The 19,932-nt window shown below is 36.4% G+C and carries 9 protein-coding genes; all 9 read right to left on the reverse strand.

Annotated elements, in window-relative coordinates; genetic code table 11:
* Positions 1–307 precede the first annotated feature (307 nt).
* Entirely contained in the window at positions 308–1,819 is a 1,512-nt protein-coding gene (locus tag FLP_RS06845) for a cellulase family glycosylhydrolase (RefSeq protein WP_083195808.1), read from the reverse strand.
* Positions 1,820–1,976: 157 nt separating this feature from the next.
* A complete protein-coding gene (locus FLP_RS06850) occupies positions 1,977–4,220 on the reverse strand; it encodes a glycoside hydrolase family 3 C-terminal domain-containing protein (protein WP_065448764.1) in 2,244 nt (747 codons plus the stop codon).
* Between the two features lie 92 nt (positions 4,221–4,312).
* Complete coding sequence (locus FLP_RS06855; RefSeq protein ID WP_065448765.1) at positions 4,313–5,878, reverse strand: GH39 family glycosyl hydrolase; 1,566 nt, start codon at positions 5,876–5,878, stop codon at positions 4,313–4,315.
* Positions 5,879–6,250: 372 nt separating this feature from the next.
* Positions 6,251–8,257, reverse strand: a complete 2,007-nt coding sequence (locus tag FLP_RS06860; RefSeq protein WP_065448766.1) for a glycoside hydrolase family 97 protein — start codon at positions 8,255–8,257, stop codon at positions 6,251–6,253.
* A gap of 309 nt (positions 8,258–8,566) precedes the next feature.
* Entirely contained in the window at positions 8,567–10,966 is a 2,400-nt protein-coding gene (locus FLP_RS06865; RefSeq protein WP_065448767.1) for a glycoside hydrolase family 31 protein, read from the reverse strand.
* A gap of 241 nt (positions 10,967–11,207) precedes the next feature.
* The gene (locus tag FLP_RS06875; RefSeq protein WP_065448808.1) at positions 11,208–13,697 is read right to left on the reverse strand and encodes a glycoside hydrolase family 2 TIM barrel-domain containing protein; all 2,490 of its coding nucleotides are present in this window, start codon (positions 13,695–13,697) and stop codon (positions 11,208–11,210) included.
* A gap of 123 nt (positions 13,698–13,820) precedes the next feature.
* Positions 13,821–15,191 carry a hypothetical protein gene (locus FLP_RS06880; RefSeq protein ID WP_065448769.1) on the reverse strand — a complete coding sequence of 457 codons (1,371 nt, stop codon included), beginning with the start codon at positions 15,189–15,191 and terminating at the stop codon, positions 13,821–13,823.
* 22 nt (positions 15,192–15,213) lie between these two features.
* On the reverse strand, positions 15,214–16,785 hold the full coding sequence (locus tag FLP_RS06885; RefSeq protein ID WP_065448770.1) for a RagB/SusD family nutrient uptake outer membrane protein: 1,572 nt from the start codon (positions 16,783–16,785) through the stop codon (positions 15,214–15,216).
* Positions 16,786–16,796: 11 nt separating this feature from the next.
* The gene (locus FLP_RS06890; protein WP_065448771.1) at positions 16,797–19,931 is read right to left on the reverse strand and encodes a SusC/RagA family TonB-linked outer membrane protein; all 3,135 of its coding nucleotides are present in this window, start codon (positions 19,929–19,931) and stop codon (positions 16,797–16,799) included.
* Position 19,932: the final 1 nt, after the last annotated feature.

Here is a 19,932-nt window from a genome sequence, read left to right on the forward strand (position 1 = left end):
CCATATAAGTGATATAAGAGAACCTAAGCCTTAGATGCGGATTGTGCCTATATTTTCTTATATCACTTATATGATGAATCTATTGTTTTTATTTTAATTAAATGCAAAAACGATATAGTTTGTCATTTCGACGTAAGGAGAAATCACACAAGAAACTCCGCAAAAATTGGCGACATTCATTGTCGATCACCTAGTGTGATTTCTCCCTTCGGTCGAAATGACAAAATTGTGAATAATCAGAATCTGAACTTGAACTTTTAAATCAAACTTAAATTATCTTTTATCCCTTAGATAGTAAATAGATTTTTTACTGTAATCCTTCGATCATTGCATTCAAAGCCTGAGTGTCAGAAACTGTATTATTAGCTCTGTTAATGATTCCGAAACTGTTGTCACCAAGACTTCCTTCATCCCAATAAAATGGTAATAGACCATTTGCTTTGGCTGTTTTTACCACTGTTTTTAAATAATAAGCCCTTGAAGCCAAATGTAAAGTTAAGGCATCACCGCTTAAAGTCGATCTGCGAATGGCACCAAATTCTCCTAATAAAACCGGAATTCCTTTATCAACAAACTGGTTTTTCATTAATTTAAAGTTTTTCTCTAAATCTGCTTCCTCACCCCAATTTGCATTTCGATCCGTATCTGTCGTTGAGTGATAAGCTGCTCCCCAATAGTAAAACATTTTTCCCCAGGTTTCGTCTTTGGTTAATCCGGCGAAATTCCATGGTGTATAATAATGTACTTCGACCATCATGCGATTTGCTGCTGCATCTGTTGGCAGGCTGGTCATCAACTTATTTGTTTTTTCGATATCTGTTGTTGGGCCCTGAACTACTAATGTTCTGTAAGCATTTTTACCTCCAGTTGAACGAACAGCATCAATAAAAGTTTGGTGATAAGATGTTAAAACTGCCATTTGTGCTGCATCTTCAACCGCCGGCTCATTGGCACTGGCAAAAAGCAAATGCTCATCAAATCCGCGTAATTGCGTTGCAATTTGTTCCCAGAATGCTTTTTGTTTGGCGTTGTTTTCTACTTTTTTGGATTCGGTAATATTGTTTTCTAACCATCCACCGTCCCAGTGAATGTTTACTACCACATACATATTATTGTCTACACAATACTGCACGACTTCTTTTACGCGGTTTAGCCAATCTGCTTTAATTTTGGCTGTAGCCGAATTTTCTAAATACTGATTCCATGAACACGGAATTCTAATGGCATTAAATCCGCTTGCTTTTACAGCATCGATTAAGGCTTTTGTCACTTTTGGATTTCCCCACGCGGTTTCTCCGTTAGTCGCTTCTAAAGTGTTTCCAATATTCCAGCCCAGTTTTATTTTTGCAGCTAATTGCACTGCGGTACTTGACATTCCTGAAGCATCAGCTGCAATTGGGTTGGTGTTGTAACTTGGGTATAAACCTGTAACAGGATTTCCTGCTGCTTGCGACACTGCAATCTGAATTGATGGAGCTTCGCCTGAACTTACTGTTAAGGTTGCCGTTCTTGCCTCTGTTGTTGTGTTTTCTAAAGCCGTTACTTTTACGATAACTGTTCCTTTAACTCCTGATGACTGGCTTAATTGTAGCCAGTTTGCATTAGTACTTGTAATTGTCCAGGCCTGTACATTGGCATTAACTTTTACAATAGCTTCACTGCCTTTACCTAAAAAATCAATTTTATTGGTATCTGCACTCAGCATTTTTTCTACAGTTGCCGGATCTGCTGCGTCTTTGTCTGAACTGCAAGCCCAGATCGTTAAAAACGACAAACTCAACATGGCACTAAACAGGTAACTCTTAATAGTATTTTTCATTTGGTTTGGTTTAATAGTTAGTTCTAAGTTTTATTCAGTCAACTTCATTTTATTTATTAAAATAACTGTTGTGCGTAATACATAAAAATTTAATTACAACCTACAGATTAAAATAATGCTCTTTAATAAAAATTAAAGAGCATTAGTATTTCAAGTATTATTGGATTGTTACCTGAATTTCTTTTTTAATATCTCTAGAAGAAGTTCCCAGTTTGATCGTATATTTTCCAGGTTCAACTGTCCATTTTTTGGCTGCAACATCGTAGTAAGCCAATTCTTTTACTGGTACTTTGATCGTTACTTTTTCTGAACCTCCCGCTTTTACGGCAGCTTTTTTGAAACCTTTTAATTCCTGAGCGGCACGTGTAATTTTAGAATCAGATTTAGAAGTATATAATTGTACCACTTCTTTTCCGTCTACTTTTCCAGTGTTTTTAACGTCAACTGTAACTTCAATTACATCGTTTTGAGCGTACGATTCTTTATTTGCTTTTGCATTATCAAGCGCAAAAGTGGTGTACGACAATCCGTAACCAAAAGGATAAAGTGGCGCAACATTTTTAGTATCAAACCAACGGTATCCGATCAAAATTCCTTCTGCATAATTTACCGTTTTGTCTCCAGGGAAACTGTTTGTTGCATGTGCTGGAGAATCTTTTAGTTGTTTAGGCATTGTCCAAGGTAATTTTCCTGACGGATTTACTTTTCCTAAAATTACATCAGCCAAAGCATTTCCACCTTCAGAACCATTAAACCAGCTCCAAACTAAAGCTGACGATTTTTGGCTTACTTCATTAATATCAAATGGAGCTCCTGCAATCATTACTACAATAGTTTTTGGATTGGCTGCCGTTACTTTTCTGATTAATTCTTCTTGTCCAAAAGGCAAATGTAAATCTCTACGGTCTGAAGCTTCTGTTTCGTAATCACGGTTTGAACCTGCAAAAATGATCGCAACATCTGAATTTTTAGCTGCTTCTACTGCTTCCTGAACTTTAGCGTCATCCAATTTGTCGATTGTAACTGGTCCTGTAGAAGTAATATTTCCTAAATTTCCTTTGTTTTTTTCGTCGTAACGCTCTAAATAACCTTCTGCGTAATTGATTTTAATTGAAGAAGGTAATCTGTTTTTAAGACCTTCTAAAGGCGTAACTTCTCTTTTTGTTTTCACTCCAGCTCCAAATCCGCCAAGAGCGTTTTTCTTTGTAGCATTGTTTCCAATTACAGCAATCGATTTTACACCGTCTAATTTTAATGGTAAAGCATTGTTATCGTTTTTCAACAATACAATTGCTTCTGCCGCAATTTTGTAAGCGTCCTGGTAATGTGCTTCTGTTGCGATGCTTCCTTTTGCACGCTCGCCTCCGCCCATTGCTTTAACCTGGAACAAAACTCTTAAAATACGTTTTACATGCAGATCAATTTCTTTTTCTGAAACTTCTCCAGATTTAACGGCTGCAATTAATTTATCGGCTAAGAAAAATTCGTTGAATGGTTTTGGTGTTCCCATTTCAATATCTAAACCATTTTTTAATGCTTTTGCTGTAGAATGCACCGCAGCCCAGTCTGAAACTACTACACCTTTAAATCCCCATTCGTCACGAAGGATTTTATTCAGCATATAATCGTTTTCACATAAATATTCGCCTCTAAATTTATTGTAAGCTCCCATAATACTATAGGCTTTTGCTTCTTTTACCGAAGCTTCAAAAGCGGGAAGATAAATTTCACGAAGTGTACGCTCATCAATTTGTACATCGACAAAATCACGATTCGTTTCCTGATTGTTTGCTGCATAATGTTTTACGCAAGCCATTACATCTTTTTCTTGTAAACCAACAATCAATGGCACCGAAAGTTTTTTATTCAAAAACGGATCTTCAGACATGTATTCGTAAGTTCTTCCTCCAAGCGGTGTTCTTACCATATTGATGGCTGGCGAAAGTAACATGTCTTTGTCTCTTGCACGTAATTCTTCTCCTAAACTAGCTCCAAAAGTATGCGCCATTTCTGCATTCCAAGTTGCAGCCAAAGCGCCTCCTGCCGGATAATACGTTGCAAAGTCGTTTGTTAAACCTGCCGGAGCCCAATTATCTCTTGAGATTTCTTCACGAACTCCCAACGGACCGTCGGCCATTTTTAATTCTGGAATTCCTAAACGTTTTACGCCTGCGTTTGCAAACATACTGTTCCCGTGAAGCATTCCAATTTTTTCTTCTAATGTCATCTGCGAAATCAATTTGTCGATTTCAGCATCATGATCTGTGCTTATTTCTTTTCCTGTGTATTCTTCTGTCTGAGGTGAATCCGAATTTGAAGCTTCTGTCTTCGCATCATTTTTACAAGAAGTAAACAATGCAAAAACAACTGCTGCCGAAAGGAATATCATTTTGTTTTTCATAGATAGTTAGGTGTTTAGATTTAAAGATTCTCAGCCTCACAAATGATCTTTAAATACCGTTAATATTATTTTTTATGTTTGTGGTTTTTTGTTTATTGTTTAATCAGATTAAGAAAAAAAACATCATTTTCATTGATTTTAAATTCTCTGCTGAAAGTTCCTTTTCCGTCAATCGTAATTTTTTCTGTTGCAATTGGTGCGCCGTTGTTTTTTTCTTTTAATGAATTAACCTGCTGACGCGTTAACTGACTTGGTTTATTCATTGCCAAATAATCTGCATAAACGTCGTTTGATTTATATCCTACTTTGTAAATTTCTAGCAGATATTTTCCTTTCTGCATTCCGTTGACTTCAACTTTTACTTTTCCTTTTTCTTTTGATGGAAGATCCTGAACATAATAAGTTTGGTTCCAAACTTTATCGCCCGGATGTGTATTGGTAAAATCCCATAGCAAAACCTGAACATCACCTTTTGCATTTTTAGAAGTCCACGACGCTTTATCTGAATTTTGAAGTTCTGTTTCTCCTAATTTATTCATTAAATAATAAGAGAAATAGGCCGGCTTTTTAATTCCTTGCGTATTCAACAGTCCAAAACCTCCGTGAAAAGGTGTAAATCTTGGTCCTGGTTCTTCAAAAATATCAGTAAAAACCCAATATGACATGGAGTTTGCATCATTGCCTACTTGCTTCAATTTCTGCAGAATATAAGCTGCCGAATGATAACTGTCGTGAATTGGATCGGCTGGCGTGTAAGATGAACTCCATTCTGTATAATGCAATTCTAAATTTGGTTTAGACGAATTGGTGATCTGCTTACGCGAATTACTAACATCTCCGTTGACACTATTGATGTCTGGGCTCAAAACTGTTCCAGAAGTTCCGAATTCGTCCAAATATCCTTGATTAACACCATAAGTATGGGTCGAAATAAAATCAAGTGGAACATTATTTTTTTCACAAAAATCAATTGTTTCCGGCACCCATCCTGCTCCAGCCGTTGCGGGTCCACCAACTTTGTATGATGGATTTACAGCTTTTATTCCGCGTGCTGCGTATTCGTATAATTTGAAATATTCTGCTTGAGTTCCTGTCCAGAAACCCGGAGTTAAATTAGGTTCGTTCCAGACTTCAAAATACCATGTTTTTACTTCCTCATCTCCGTAACGTTCCTTAAAATGTGCGGTTAGATTTTTAATTAAATCTTCCCATTTTTTATAATCTTTTGGAGGTGTTACATTTCCCTTCCACCAAAAAATAGTTTCTTTTCCACTTGCTAAAGCATTAGGCATAAAACCTAGTTCTACAAAGGGTTTCATTTTCAAACTCACAATATAATCAAACAAAACGTCTATATATTGGTAATTGTATTCCGGATTTCCTTTGTTATCTTCACGATAAACCGCCATATCATCAGACAATAAACCATGAAAACGGATGTATTTAAAATCACATTCTTTTTTAACCAATGCCAATTGCTGCTGCCAGTCGGCTCTCAAACCTTCGTTTGCTCTTCCGGCACCAATGCATTCTTTAAACATGGTGTTTAATTTTCCTGCTTCTTTTTTATAATAAACTTTTATGATTCGATTTTCATTTTGCCCAAATAAATGGATTGAACTAAATAAAAATGTTGCTATGATTAAAAGTTTTTTCATCTGAAATGGTTTTTTTTATTTTTTGCCACTCCCGATAGTTATCGGGATAATAGGATTCTAAAGGATTTTTTTCTTTTCTCTCGCAGATTTAGCAGATCATGCAGATTTAAATCTTTTTTACTGTGTCTATATTTTATTTATACCGATTGGAATAAAAAATCTGCATTATCTGCTAAATCTGCGAGAGAAAAAAAATCATTTTAATCATTTAATCTGTGGCTAAATATTTATTTTCTAATTATATGTTAGACGCACTGCAGTGCGTCTCTACAATTATATGTAATTGTTGCGTTACGAAACCAGATAGGTTGTAAAAAACCTGTCTGGTTTATACCTAACGTTTAACTTTTAACATCTAACCTCTAACTCAAATTACAGCTTTTTAAATCTTACTGCTCCACCGCCTGCTCCGCCTAATTTTAGATTTAGAACATCTGAAGCTTTTACTGTTTTCTTAGAAATGGCAACTGCTTCTGGATTGTGCGTTTGATCTGTTCCTTCGGCATCCACATAAATTTGTGCTTCGTAAGTTGCTGCTGGATCTAAGAATGATAGTGAAACTTCTACATTTCTTGGTTTTTCATTGGTTAAAGTTCCCAAATACCAGTCTGCGCTGTTTCTGTCTTTTCTTGCTGTTGTAATGTATTCACCAATTTTTCCTTCTAAGATTTTAGTGTCTTCCCAATCTGTCGGAACATCTTTTAAGAATTGTAAAGCTGGTTTTCCTTCGTAGTTTTCAGGAAGATCGGCCAACATCTGGATTGGTGCATAAATCGTAACATACAGTGCCAATTGCTGTCCCACTGTTCCCTGAATTCTTTTTCCCGGATACCCTTGTTTTACCTCAACATCAAAAATTCCAGGCGTAAAATCCATTGGTCCGGAAAGTAATCTTGTGAATGGAATAATAGTTAAATGGTTTGGCGGATTTCCTTCGCTCCAAGCGTTATATTCTTGTCCACGCGCTGCCTCTCTCGAAACCATGTTTGGAAAAGTTCTGCGTTCTCCTGTATCTTTTATCGATTCGTGGTATAAAACGGCTAAATCGTATTGTGCTGCTTTTTCTAAAATGTATCTAAAATAATTCACTCCAAATTGTCCAAAGTGCATTTGTTTCATATTCAATTTGGAACCCACGTGACCGATTTTTACAGTATGAATTCCTAGTTTCTTGTATAAAGCAAAACCTTCATCAACTTCTTTTAAATAGTTAATTAAGTTCGAACCTGTTTCGTGATATCCAATTAATTCGATATTCTTTTTCTTTCCATACTCCACTACTTTTTCAAGGTCGAAATTGTCAGCGCTTTTCGTGAAGCTGAACATGTGCATGCGGTTTTCGTACCAGCCCGGCGTCCATCCTTTGTTCCATCCTTCGATCAGTAAATGATGAAAGCCTTCTTTTGCTGTAAAATCAATATATTCTTCAGCATGTTTGGTTGTTGCACCTTGTTTGTCGCTTTCCCAGAACGTATATTTCCCGATGTGCATTCCCCACCAAATTCCTAAATATTTATAAGGTTTGAAATAACTTGCTGTATTTTTTAATTTGTTTGGTTCGTTTAGGTTTAAAACCAAATAAGAAGTAATTAATTCTCCTGGATTTTCTCCAATTTGAAGTGTTCTCCAAGATGAAGTAAACGTATCTTTTACACGAACTTTTACTCCATCAGGCCACGGCACTAAATCCGATTTTAATTCGGTTCCTTTTGTGTTTACCAAAGTCATACTCGCAAAATCAATCAGATTTGCCTCGTGAAAACTTAGAGCCAATCCGCTTTTACTTTCAATTGTTAGTGGAGTTAAAACGGTGTCCAAAGTACTTACCGGCGCATCTTTAAAAAGATATTCGTCGCGGTTTTCTCTGTTTGCCGGAATCCACCATGCTTTTCCATCTTCTTTTAGATTGAAAGTTGTTTTTTCATCCGTAATGAAAATACTGTCTTTTACATTTTGCTTTGGATACACATATCTAAAAGCAATTCCGTCATCAAACGCACGAAACTGAATTTGTAATTTACGTTTGTTTCCTGTTTTTTGCTGTAAATCAACTACAAGCTGATTGTAATTGTTTCTGATGTTTTTCTTTTCCCCCCAAACTTGTTCCCAAGTCTCGTCAAAAGTTGAAGTTTTGGCACCTTTAATTTCAAAATTTGAGCTTAAATCTTCATTTCCTTTTAGCAAAAATCCCATATCTGACGGAGAAATCACTTCGGTTTTTCCGTGAGAAACTGCGTATTTTGGAGCATTTTTTACCAGCTCAAATTTAATTTTGTTTTTTCCGTTTGGCGATGCCAATTCGTAAGCACTTTTGTTTTTCTGACTGTATCCAATCGAAACTGAAAGGATTAAAGCGGGAAGAAGGAGGTAATTTTTCATGATATTTTTCTTAATTCATTTTTAATAAATCGGGTGTTGCTTGTGCTTTCACCCGATTTAGAAACTCAACAAAAACTTATTTTTTATCCTTAATTTGGATTATTTTTTTTGCCACAGATTAAAGGATTTGAAATGATTTCTTTTTCTGTGTATTTATTTTTTCTCGCAGATTTAGCAGATCATGCAGATTTTTAATTTTTAATTCTCAATTTTTAATTCTTTAATCTGTGGCTATATTTTTTTGCCACCAATTACACAAATTATCACAAATTTAATTCGTGGAAATTCGTGCAATTCGTGGCTGACTTTTTATTTTATCCACTCTGTTTTAAAAGTGGTTTTTCCGTTTAGTGGATTTGCAGCTACGTCAAAATTGTTTCCGTTTTTGGTTACTTTTATTTCTTGTACTGCATCACCGTCCGGTAAAAATACTTTGGCTGTCGCCGAAGTTGTTTTGTCACTTGCATATACTTTAAGTGTCAATTTACTCCAATCCATGTCTTTTGTAGATTGTGCTAAAGCGATGTGGGGCAAAGCTGTTCCGTCTTTTACTAACACTACAATTGGTATTTCTCCTGCTTTGATTTTATGCCAACCCGATTGGTATACTTTTTTAGTTTGGTAATCAATCCATGTTCCTTCCGGAAGATAAACATCTCTTTCTGTAACCTCTTCAAAAAGCGGTGCAACCAGCATGCTTGATCCAAATAAGTATTCGTTGTCTACTAACCATGCTCCGGGATCGTTTGGATATTCTACGAATAATGCACGCATCATTGGTAATCCTTTTTGAGAACTTTCTTTGGCCTGAGCGTAGATATACGGCATTAATTCGTAACGCATATTATCGGCTTTTCTAAATCCTTCAAGGAAATCTTTGCTGTACAACCAAGGTTCGCGAGGCGGTTCGCCATGGCTTCTTACGTGAGAAGTTAACATTCCGAAAGGTGTCCATCTTCTGTATAAATTCTCCGGAGATTTAGTTGCAAATCCACCAACATCGTGACTCCAGAAACTGAATCCGCTAAGACCTAAAGAAAGTCCGCCGCGTAATTCTGCAGACATTGCTCCGTTTGTGGTTTCAGAATCTCCTCCCCAATGTAAAGGATAACGCTGACTTCCTGCCCAAGTACTTCTCGCCCAGATTAAAGTATATCCTTTTTCTTTTTGAGTGATTTCTGCAACAGCTTTATTGTATCGTAATGGATATAAGTTGTGTTCGTAGAAACCAGTTCTTCCCGAATGGTAAATTCCTTCCGGTGGTGCCGCTTCTCCAAAATCTACTTTGAAAACCGCAACTCCTTCATCAAATAATTTTTTCAACTTCGCTTGATACCAAGTCACCGTTTCTGGATTTGAGAAATCTAAAACTGCATCTTCATAAGGAAGGTTTCCTTTTCTGTCTCTTACTGCTAAGTTTTTATCCATTATTTCAGGAAACAAAGTATTCTTTGGCGTGAAATAAGGCAATTGCCATAAACAAACCTGGAAACCATCTTTCTTTAAATCAGACATCATTTTTGTAGCATCCGGGAAACGAGATTTTGCAAACTCATAGTTGTTTCTCCAATCTACATCAAACCAGCCTGTATCAAAATGAATAACATCGGTTGGAATTTTATATTTACGCAAATCTTTTGCTACTTCGCGTCCTTCTTTTTCAGAGAAATACGTAATACGGCTCATCCAGAATCCAAAAGACCAAAGCGGCGGCATGGCAGCTTTTCCGGTTAAATTAGTGTACTGATCTAAAACGTCTTTTGGTTCTCCGATGAAGAAAAACAAATCGGCTTCGTCATCGCCAATATACATTTCGTTTGCACTTGAGAAATATTTTCCAAAGTCAACCGTAATTGGTGTTGAATGGTGCATGAAAACTCCGTAACCACGACTGCTCATGTAAAATGGAATCGGTTTGTACATCGTTTCATTTTGGATTCCGTTTGCGTCATCTGCCCATAAAACTACTTTTTGACCGCGTTTGTTTAATTGTGTGAATGATTCACCGCAACCAAATATTTTTTCGTCTGGTTCTAAGCTGAAAGCTGCGCCCATACTTCTTGAGTAATCGCTGTTTCTGCGAACATAAGAAAACGGAAGTGTTGGTGTATACGTGTTTTTAAAATCAGTATCGTGAAGTGTACTGGTCAACAATTTTCCTTTTTCATCGTAGATTTTTACGTGCCAGGGTTTTGTCAGGATTTCAACTCTTCCATGTTTACTTGTATAACTGTGACCGCCTTCAATTTTAGAATATTTCCATAATTCAGGATGGTTTGGCGCAACGCCGTCAATCAGCATTAAAGATTCTTTTTGCGGATGAAATTGCGGTCCAGATGTCGTTTTGATACGAACTGTTCGATCTGAAACAAACTGAATTTCGAATGGTAAAACAGGAGATTCTTCGTATTCTGTTGTTGGAAATTCGTTTGCTTTTTCAACGTCTGGCTTCATCATCATGTTGTTGAAAGCCTGACGCGTTTTATAATTGTATCTCAAATATTTTATAGTTCCTTTTCCTGTTGCAGGATCAAAAGAAGCTAATTCATCGGCAAAATAAAAGGTGTTCAGATAATTCTGAAAATCTTTACTGATGTCTATTGGTGCATTTAGTACGTCTGCATTTTGGATTTGAGCACTAGCATTTGGAACTGCCAAAAATCCAAACATAAACGCAGAAAGCAATGTGGTTAATTTTGAGTTTTTCATTGGTTACTTTTTATTTTTTTTTGCCACAGATTAAAAGGATTCGAAAGGATTTTTTTTCTTTTTTCTTTTCTCTCGCAGATTTAGCAGATTATGCAGATTTAAATCTTTTTAATCATTTTATCTGTTGCTATCTTTTTACAGAGATTTGGAAAAATAAATCTGCATGATCTGCTAAATCTGCGAGAGCATAAAAATCTTTTTAATCCTTTTAATCTGTGGCTATATTTAAAATTTCAAAAATTCATTCCGTTGTAATTACAATTGTTGATTGTTTCAATCCATTCGCTTTAGCGGTTAATTCTAATCTTTCGGCTGAATTACCCGATTGAACGATTACTAAACATTTTCCTGCCAAAGCGGTATGTTTAGTTCCTTTGTACGGTTCGTGACTTACGGGATCACCGCTGCAAACACCAACTATTTTTCCGTTTCCTTTTAATGAAAAATTGATTTCGTTATTGGCATTCGGAACTAAAGTACCTTTATCATCTAAAATATCAACTGTAACAAATGACAAATCATTTTTGTCTGCTTTGATTGTACTTCTGTCTGCGGTTAATTTTAACTGCGAAGGATTTCCAGCCGTTTTAATTTCTTTTTCTAAAACCACTTTTCCGTCTTTACGAGAAATGGCTTTTAAAGTTCCCGCTTCAAAAGGAATTCTCCACATTACATGAAGATCGTCTCCTTTTTTACTTCTTTTTCCAACTGATTTTCCGTTTACGAAAAGTTCCACCTCATCGGCTTTATTGTAATAGGCCCAAACATCAACGGTTTGTCCTGCTTTCCAGTTCCAATGCGGAAAAATGTGAAGGACGGTTTTGTCTGTCCATTCGCTTTGGTACATATAATAAACGTCTTTTGGGAAACCGGCTAGATCTACAATTCCGAAATACGAACTGATCGACGGCCATTCGTATGGAGTTGGTTCTCCGATATAATCAAAACCGGTCCAAATGTACATTCCGGAAAGGAAATCGTGTTTTTTAATTACTTTCCAGGTTGCTTCGTGCGTTGATCCCCAAGGCGTCTGTACCTGATCGTAAGCTGAAACAGTGTTGTTCGGATTTCCTCCTTCAAATTTTTTATCCCAACTAACCGGCCATTTTTTTATGGTATCTGAAACGGCATCATAATAGCCTCTTGTTTGCAAACCTGAAGTTGTTTCTGTTGCTATGAATGGTGTATTTGGAAAGTTTTTTTGATGATGCGCATACGTTTGATGTGCATAATTGTATCCGATTAAGTCTAAAACACCAGATGCGGCAAGCGGATTAATCGATACATTGTTTTTCTCAAACTGTAACGTCACTTCATCAATATTCATATTTACCGGCGGATTCATCGCTGCAGTCAACGGACGTGTTTTATCGTACTGACGTGTAATTGCGGCTAATTCTTTGGCAATTACAACACCCGTTTCGTTCCATTGTTCTGGAATTTCATTTCCAATACTCCAAACAAAAATACTTGGGTGATTACGGTCACGCAGCAATTGATCAATTAGATCTTTTTTGTGCCATTTGTCCCAATCGTTTCCGTAGTCGTATTTGGTTTTGGTTTGTTTCCACATGTCGAAAGCTTCATCCATGACAATGAAACCCATTTTATCGCATAGATCTAAAAGTTCCGGAGCGGGAGGATTATGAGAAGTTCTGATTCCGTTTACGCCCATTTCTTTCATAATCTCTAACTGGCGTTCGATAGCGCGCGTATTGATCGCAGCACCTAACGGACCTAAATCATGATGTAAACAAACTCCTTTTATTTTTACCTGTTTTCCATTCAAAATAAAACCTTTATTCAAATCAAATTTAAAATCTCTGATTCCGAAATTGGTTTTGTATTGATCAATGATTTTATCGTCAAGCGAAATTTCTGTAACTGCGGTATACAATTCCGGTTTTTCAACCGACCATAAAACAGGGCTTTCTACTTCTGCCGATTGTTTTAAGGTTTGATTGGCATTGGCACTAATCGTTATATTTTGAGTAACCGATGTTACTTTGGTATCTTCTTTAAAAATAGTAGTGGTTACGGTCGCTTTTTTTGCTGCTGCGTTTTGATTTTGAATGGTAGTTTCAAAATGTACCGAAGCTTTTTGAGCCGTAACTTTTGGCGTTGTCACATAAGTTCCCCATTGTGCAACATGCAGTTTATCTGTAGTTTCGATCCAGACATTTCTAAAAATTCCTGAACCTGAATACCAACGTGAATTAGGTTGTTTTGAATTGTCAACCTTAACAATTATTTCATTGTTTTTGTCTCCATAATTTAAATATGGCGACATATCATATTGAAAACCAATATATCCGTTTGGACGTTTTCCTAAATAATGTCCGTTTACCCAAACTTCACTGTCTTTGTAAACGCCGTCAAAAGTAATAGAAGTCACTTTTGTGCTGTCTTCAGCAGGGACTTTGAATGTTTTTTTATACCAGCCTAAACCTCCGTTTAGAGCTCCGCCTCCATAACCTGCAGGACTTTTTTCGTCAAAATTACCTTCGATACTCCAATCGTGAGGAACGTCTAAGGTTCTCCATTTGGTTGAAGCGCCAATGGTATCTTTATCAATTAAGCTATCATTTAAATGAAAACTCCAATCTGAATTAAAAGAAACTTTTCTGTTTGCAAAAGCATCCTCTTTTTTGCTGCAAGAGCCCAACAAGATAATTCCGATTAGCATTAATAATGGTAGTCCATTATTGAAGTATTTTCTTTTATTCTTCATTTTTAAAGGATTTTTAATATTTAAAAACAAATATAAACATACCGATAGGCGACTTTGTAAATCACCTACCGGTTGTTTTATACTTTTAAACAATTTGGTTTTTATAACTAAAAACCAAATTGTTTAAGGGATGATGTAATGGAAAACGAACCACTCATCTTTAGTTGCATCATAAGATGTTCCTAACCAAATACCTTTTTGAAGATAATCTTTATTGTATGCTTTTACTACTTTAATAACATTTACAGTTGGACTCATCCAGCTATCTGAATTTTGAATCAAGGTATCTGTTCCTAAATTAATTTCGTTGGTTGCTGCATTTATGGTAAATAAACCTGTAGTTACTACACCATTTTGACTGCGGGTATAGTTTAATTTACCTCCCCATTGATCAAAACGAATCCATGAATTACCTGCTACTGTAGCCCAACCAGGGTTCCATCCCCAATCAGAAGAACTGCTGGCATCAACTGTCCATCCTATACCTTTTCCTACCCAGTCCACAGGGTTTCCTCCTGCATCTAATTTCCAAACTCTTCCTGCACCAGCACCACCGGTTAACATAGTTACTAATTCTCCAGGGGCAAAAGTTGGATTGTAGCCTTCGTCAAAAACTGGTACTGTAACTGGAGGAACGTAGGTATCGGCATGTTCTTTAGAAACAAAATTCCAGATGTACCACCATGGTCCTTCGCTATTGGTTCTCTTAATTGCAATTCGTAACTGATTGTCAGTAAGTGTTAATACTTTGATTTCACTTGTCCAGTTGCTTGCATTTGCAATATAATTATCCGGTCTTAGGATAGTTGCTCCTGTAGTTGTTAAAGTATGTGCATTAACATCTAAGAAATAAGCTCCGCTTTCGATACTAGTTCCGTCAGCTTCATGAGTAGTCATGAATGGTCCACCGTCAAGGCTGAATGTCATATATCTTCCCCAGTGCATATCTGCATCTGTACTTGAATTTGCATTTCCTGCAGGTTCCCAGTTTGGAGAAAATTTATTCCACTCAACTACTGTATTAGGATCTGCAAAAGACATTGCTCCCTGAGCCAAACCGTATTTACCATTGTCAAGTACCCAAGATTTTTTGTGTCCAACGCCACCAGATAATGCAGTCCAAAGAGGATCATTAACATAATTTAGGTTGTCCTCACTTACTGTAATAGTTACAGGATCTAATTCGACAATACCACCATCTGTTACTGCTGAGATTTTAATAGTATAAGAACCTTTAAAAGCATATTGTACTTTTTGTTCGGCTTTATTCGATTTTCCTGTAACATAATCCCAGTTTAACACCACTCCCGGAGTTGTGTTTTTTAATAATACTGTATTCCCTCCCGGATCTGTAACTAAATCCTGAGTAATATCAAAATGTATATCCGATTTGTCCATTGCGCTGTCCAGAGCATATGAATCTGGAGAACAAGACGAAACCAGCATTAGTGCTAACACCAAAAATGATGTAATTAATAATTTAATATTTTTCATTTCTTTGATTTTTTAGTTAAAATTACCAACCAGCATTTTGTTTCAAAACTCCTCCGGATAATGTAATCTGAGTATTCGGGATTTGGATCAATCCTTTTGTTTCCTGAATTTTACCTGCCGAAATTGTTTTTGTTGTAGGAACTCCACCATTTAATAATGTTGTAGATTCTGCAATTGCAGAAGAAGCTTTTCCGATACCCTGACGTAATAAATCATAGTATCTTACTCCTTCAAGAGCAAACTCCAGGCGTCTCTCGTTCAAAATATTATCAGCATTTACCGGTAATGAAACAAAATTCTCTTTGTAAGCTCTTTCTCTAACTTCATCAAAGTAACGTTGCGCATTTCCGCTTCCTAGTTCTGCAGCCATCAATAAAACGTCAGAGTATCTTAACACGACATAATCCTGAAACTGACTGATATCCCAAAACTGGCTTCCCATAGCAATTGGAAGATCTACTCCGTCTTTATTTACCATTGGAGAATATTTTTTGTTGTAATATCCAGTGTATTCTCTTTGGCTATTTTTTTTATCAAATGGTATTTTTTCTTCATCAACTCCAATGATACTTGCAGTACGTCTTGTATCTGTTGCGCTGTACGCATTCCATAATTTTGAGTTTACAGTAACTCCCCAACCACGGCCGTATGGATAAGAAGAGAATTCTCTCATACCAAACATTACCATCCATTGGTTACTATCTGTATTTCCGTTATAGTCACTTGTATAAGTGTATTTTATTGAAAACACAAACTCTCTATTACCTTCTCCTGCATATTTCTCTACTGAAGCTGCTGGCCAAAGAGTAGAAAAATCAGCAACTAAACCATGACCACTTGAAGAAATAACATCTTCTAAATGTCCTAAAGCCTGAGTTTTAGTTACGACACCAGCTAAATCAGTTTTTCCGTAATATCCTGTATAGTATAAGTAAACACGACCCAATAAAGATTTTGCTGCCCATTTTGTAATGCGTCCGTTTGGTTTTGCATTGTAAGCTTCTGTAGGCAAATTGTTTGATGCAAATACTAAATCATCTGCTATTACTTTATAAATTGCTTCTGGAGTGGCCTGCGGAACATTCTCAGAAGTTGGTACTGTCAACAAAGGCACACTTCCCCATAAACGGGTCATTTCAAAATAAAGATAGGCTCTAATAAATCTCGTTTCAGATTCGTATGTATTTCTTAAAGCAGTGTCGCCTTGCCATTCGATCTGATCCATTTTGGATAATAACATATTACAACGATAAATTCCTTTATAATATGCGATCCAATTGGTATTAAGTAAATCAGTATCTCCGGGAGATCTTGAAATATCAAATTCGTCGATAGCGGCATAATTGTAACCATCTGAATTTCCTGTACCTCCAAAACAATTGTCAGACATGATTTCGCTTATTACCGGAATTCCCATTCCTGCACCGCCTGTTGCTACCTGCATTCCGTCATAACAACCTACTAATGCCACATAAGCATCGTCTTTGGTTTTGTAAAAACTTGTATCTATTGGAGTCAAAGGATCTGTTTCTAAACTACAAGAACCCAGAGACAATAAACTCAAACAGAAAATATATAAATATGTATTTTTCATCTTTTTATTTATTAAAGTTTAACATTTAATCCTAACATGAATGTTCTTGGTCTTGGATAATATCCAACATCTACACCTGATGAAAATTTCTGGTCATCGTTTGAAGAACCAAATCCAATTTCAGGATCCATACCATTGTATTTCGTGAAAGTGTAAAGGTTTAATACTGAAAAGTAAACTCTGAACTGACTTGCAAAAAATGGTTTCGATTGTTTCATTTTTGCCAAATCAAATCCTAATGTTACCGTACTAATTCTTAAGAAATCACCATCCTGAACATATAAGTCAGAAAATTGCGTAAAGTTTCTGTTGTCTTCTGTTACTCTTGGTACTGTGTTAGAAGATCCTTCTCCGTGCCAACGATCTAATATTGCAGAAGTGTAATTTCCGAAAGCATTAGATTGGTTTCTGTACGATTGTACGATTTGGTTTCCTGCTACTCCATTTGCCAAAAGCGAAAAATCAAAAGCTTTATAACTCGCAGATAAAGAGAAACCGTAAGTAAAGTCAGGGTTAGGATTTCCTATACTGGTTTTATCTGTAGCATCAATCTTATCATCTCCGTTTGTATTTACATAAATAATGTCTCCAGGAGCTGCAGTAGGTTGTAACACTACACCGCTTGCTGATTTATAATTGTCAATTTGTGCTTGGTTTTGGAAAACACCTCCCGTTTTATATCCCCAGAAATAACCTAATGGATATCCGTTTTGCGCTCTGTAAAATTCACTTGAATTATCATAAAGTTCATTCGGTAATCCGTGAATCATTCCGTCATTTGTAGGTATTTCGCCAACTGTATTTTTGTTGTAAGCACCATTGGCACTCACACTGTATTTAAAATCTCCAATACTGTTTTGGTAATTTAAACTCATCTCAACCCCCTTATTTACAACATTTCCTCCGTTGATAAATGGTGCCTCGGCACCCGCAGTTGCCAAAATTGGCGCCAATATTAACCAGTCTTTGTTGGTTTTCTTATAAAAATCAACAGTAAGATTTAATGCATTGTCTAAAAATCTTGCATCCAGACCAAGGTCAATTTGTTCTGAAGTTTCCCATTTTAAATTTACATTAGATAATCTGTCAGGGTATGCTCCAGGAGTAAGAACACCTTCTTCGTCTCCGAAATTGTAATTGGTATCTTTTACTGCTATTGATGATAAGTATTGAAAAGCTCTTGCGTTTTGATTTCCAACCTGACCCCAAGATGCTCTCAATTTAAGAAAATTGATCACTTTTGAATCTTTTAAAAATTCTTCGTTTGATGCAATCCAACCTGCTGAAACTGACGGAAAATAACCCCATTCATTTTGCTTAGAAAAAATGGAAGATCCATCGACTCTATAAGTCGCGTTTAACAAATAGGTTTCTCTATAATTGTAATTTAACCTACCAAAATAAGACATCCTTTTCGTCTGTTGCTTGATACCATTTAATGTTATTTTTCCTGCTCCGTCTTTATTGGTTGTATTATCTAACCAGGCGTGCTCTAAATCATCAAAAAATGAATCTACATTTGAAGCCTGTATAGTCGTTCCGTCAAAATTAATAGATGATGTTCCCACCATTGCTTCAAAATGATGCGCGTCGGCCACATTAAATTTATACGTCAATAAGTTATCCCAGGTAAGTGTTTTACCTTTGTTCATATTTTGTGTTACTTTATCAGCAAGACTGTTTGCATAAATCGATAAGTTATATTTAGGCAAATAAGAATGTCCTTCACCAGCATAATAATCAAGACCTAAAGTAGTTTTGAATGTCAAGTTTTTTATTGGCTCAATTTGCAAATAAACATTACCCAATAATTTTTGGTTATTGTTTTCATTTTGATTGTTATACTCCATTAATGCATAAGGATTTGCCTGACCCGCTAACCAAGGTTCGCTGTTTTTAGTACTATCATAATAGTTTCCATTTGCATCGTACATTGGTAATAACGGTGATACCTGGAAAGCACTTCTTAAAGCATTGCTGTACTGATTTCCAACTCCAATTCCGTTTTTATTGATGTAAGCAAAACTTAAGTTCTGACCAAAAGTCAATACGTCTTTGTATAGTTTATGTTCTGAATTGAATCTGAAATTATAACGCTCATAGTTCGATAAATCTTTACCTCCTACAACTCCTTCTTGTCCTAAATAAGATAAAGACGAAGAATAAACTGAAGTATCTGAACCACCGGAAACACCAAATGCGAAGTTTTTAGTCGCTGCGTTATCCACTAACATTTTATCCATCCAGTTGGTTCCTTTTCCCATTGCAGCAATTTGAGCATTGGTAAAATATGGCGTATTCCCAGAGTTTAGTCTCGCCTCATTTAATATAGTCGCATACTCCGTTGCATCTAGTAAATCAACTTTTTTGGATACTGATTGTACTCCATAATACTGATCAAAAGTAACTTGTCCTGCAGCACCTCTTTTTCCTTTTTTGGTTGTTACCAAAACAACTCCATTAGAAGCTTGCGAACCATAGATTGCAGCAGATGCAGCATCCTTTAATACAGAAATAGATTCTATATCTGAATTACTCAAATAAGAGATATCACTAGTAAGAATTCCGTCTACAACATATAACGGGCTGCTTCCTGCTGTTGAACCCACACCTCTAATCACCACATTTAATCCTTCTCCCGGTTGTCCTGAAGTAGAGGTAATCTGAATACCCGCTGCCTGCCCCTGAAGTGCCTGTAGCGCATTTGTTGTATTGGTTTTGGCAAGATTTTCTCCGCTCACCTGAGTAACAGCATTAGTAACAAGTGTTTTCTTTTGTGAACCGTACCCAATAACAACAACCTCTTTAAGATCTGCCGCTTCTGTTTGTAAAGTAACAGCGATTGTTTTTTGAGTACCAACGGTGATACGTTGTGTTTTAAATCCCATAAAACTGATTACGATTACGTTACCGGTTTTGGCATCTAATTTAAAATTTCCATCAAAATCTGTAGATGTTGCTGTTTTCGTGCCCTCGATAGCTACGGTAGCACCGGGAACACTCATACCATCATCTCCTGATTTTACATTTCCGGTTATCGATTGGGATTGCTCCTGGGCAAAACCGGACTGCATCATAAATACACTAAGCAACAGCGCCATACAAAACGAGAGCGGTGTTGTTTTAATACAATGTTTGCTTTTCATA

Origin of the sequence: Flavobacterium piscis (assembly GCF_001686925.1) — a bacterium.
Lineage (GTDB): Bacteria > Bacteroidota > Bacteroidia > Flavobacteriales > Flavobacteriaceae > Flavobacterium > Flavobacterium piscis.

Bases quoted from the DNA above. Each gene is read 5' to 3' on its own strand.
- FLP_RS06845 (WP_083195808.1), bottom strand. From the start codon at position 1,819: ATGAAAAATACTATTAAGAGTTACCTGTTTAGTGCCATGTTGAGTTTG.
- FLP_RS06855 (WP_065448765.1), bottom strand. From the start codon at position 5,878: ATGAAAAAACTTTTAATCATAGCAACATTTTTATTTAGTTCAATCCAT.
- FLP_RS06885 (WP_065448770.1), bottom strand. From the start codon at position 16,785: ATGAAAAATACATATTTATATATTTTCTGTTTGAGTTTATTGTCTCTG.
- FLP_RS06860 (WP_065448766.1), bottom strand. From the start codon at position 8,257: ATGAAAAATTACCTCCTTCTTCCCGCTTTAATCCTTTCAGTTTCGATT.
- FLP_RS06890 (WP_065448771.1), bottom strand. From the start codon at position 19,931: ATGAAAAGCAAACATTGTATTAAAACAACACCGCTCTCGTTTTGTATG.
- FLP_RS06865 (WP_065448767.1), bottom strand. From the start codon at position 10,966: ATGAAAAACTCAAAATTAACCACATTGCTTTCTGCGTTTATGTTTGGA.
- FLP_RS06880 (WP_065448769.1), bottom strand. From the start codon at position 15,191: ATGAAAAATATTAAATTATTAATTACATCATTTTTGGTGTTAGCACTA.
- FLP_RS06875 (WP_065448808.1), bottom strand. From the start codon at position 13,697: ATGAAGAATAAAAGAAAATACTTCAATAATGGACTACCATTATTAATG.
- FLP_RS06850 (WP_065448764.1), bottom strand. From the start codon at position 4,220: ATGAAAAACAAAATGATATTCCTTTCGGCAGCAGTTGTTTTTGCATTG.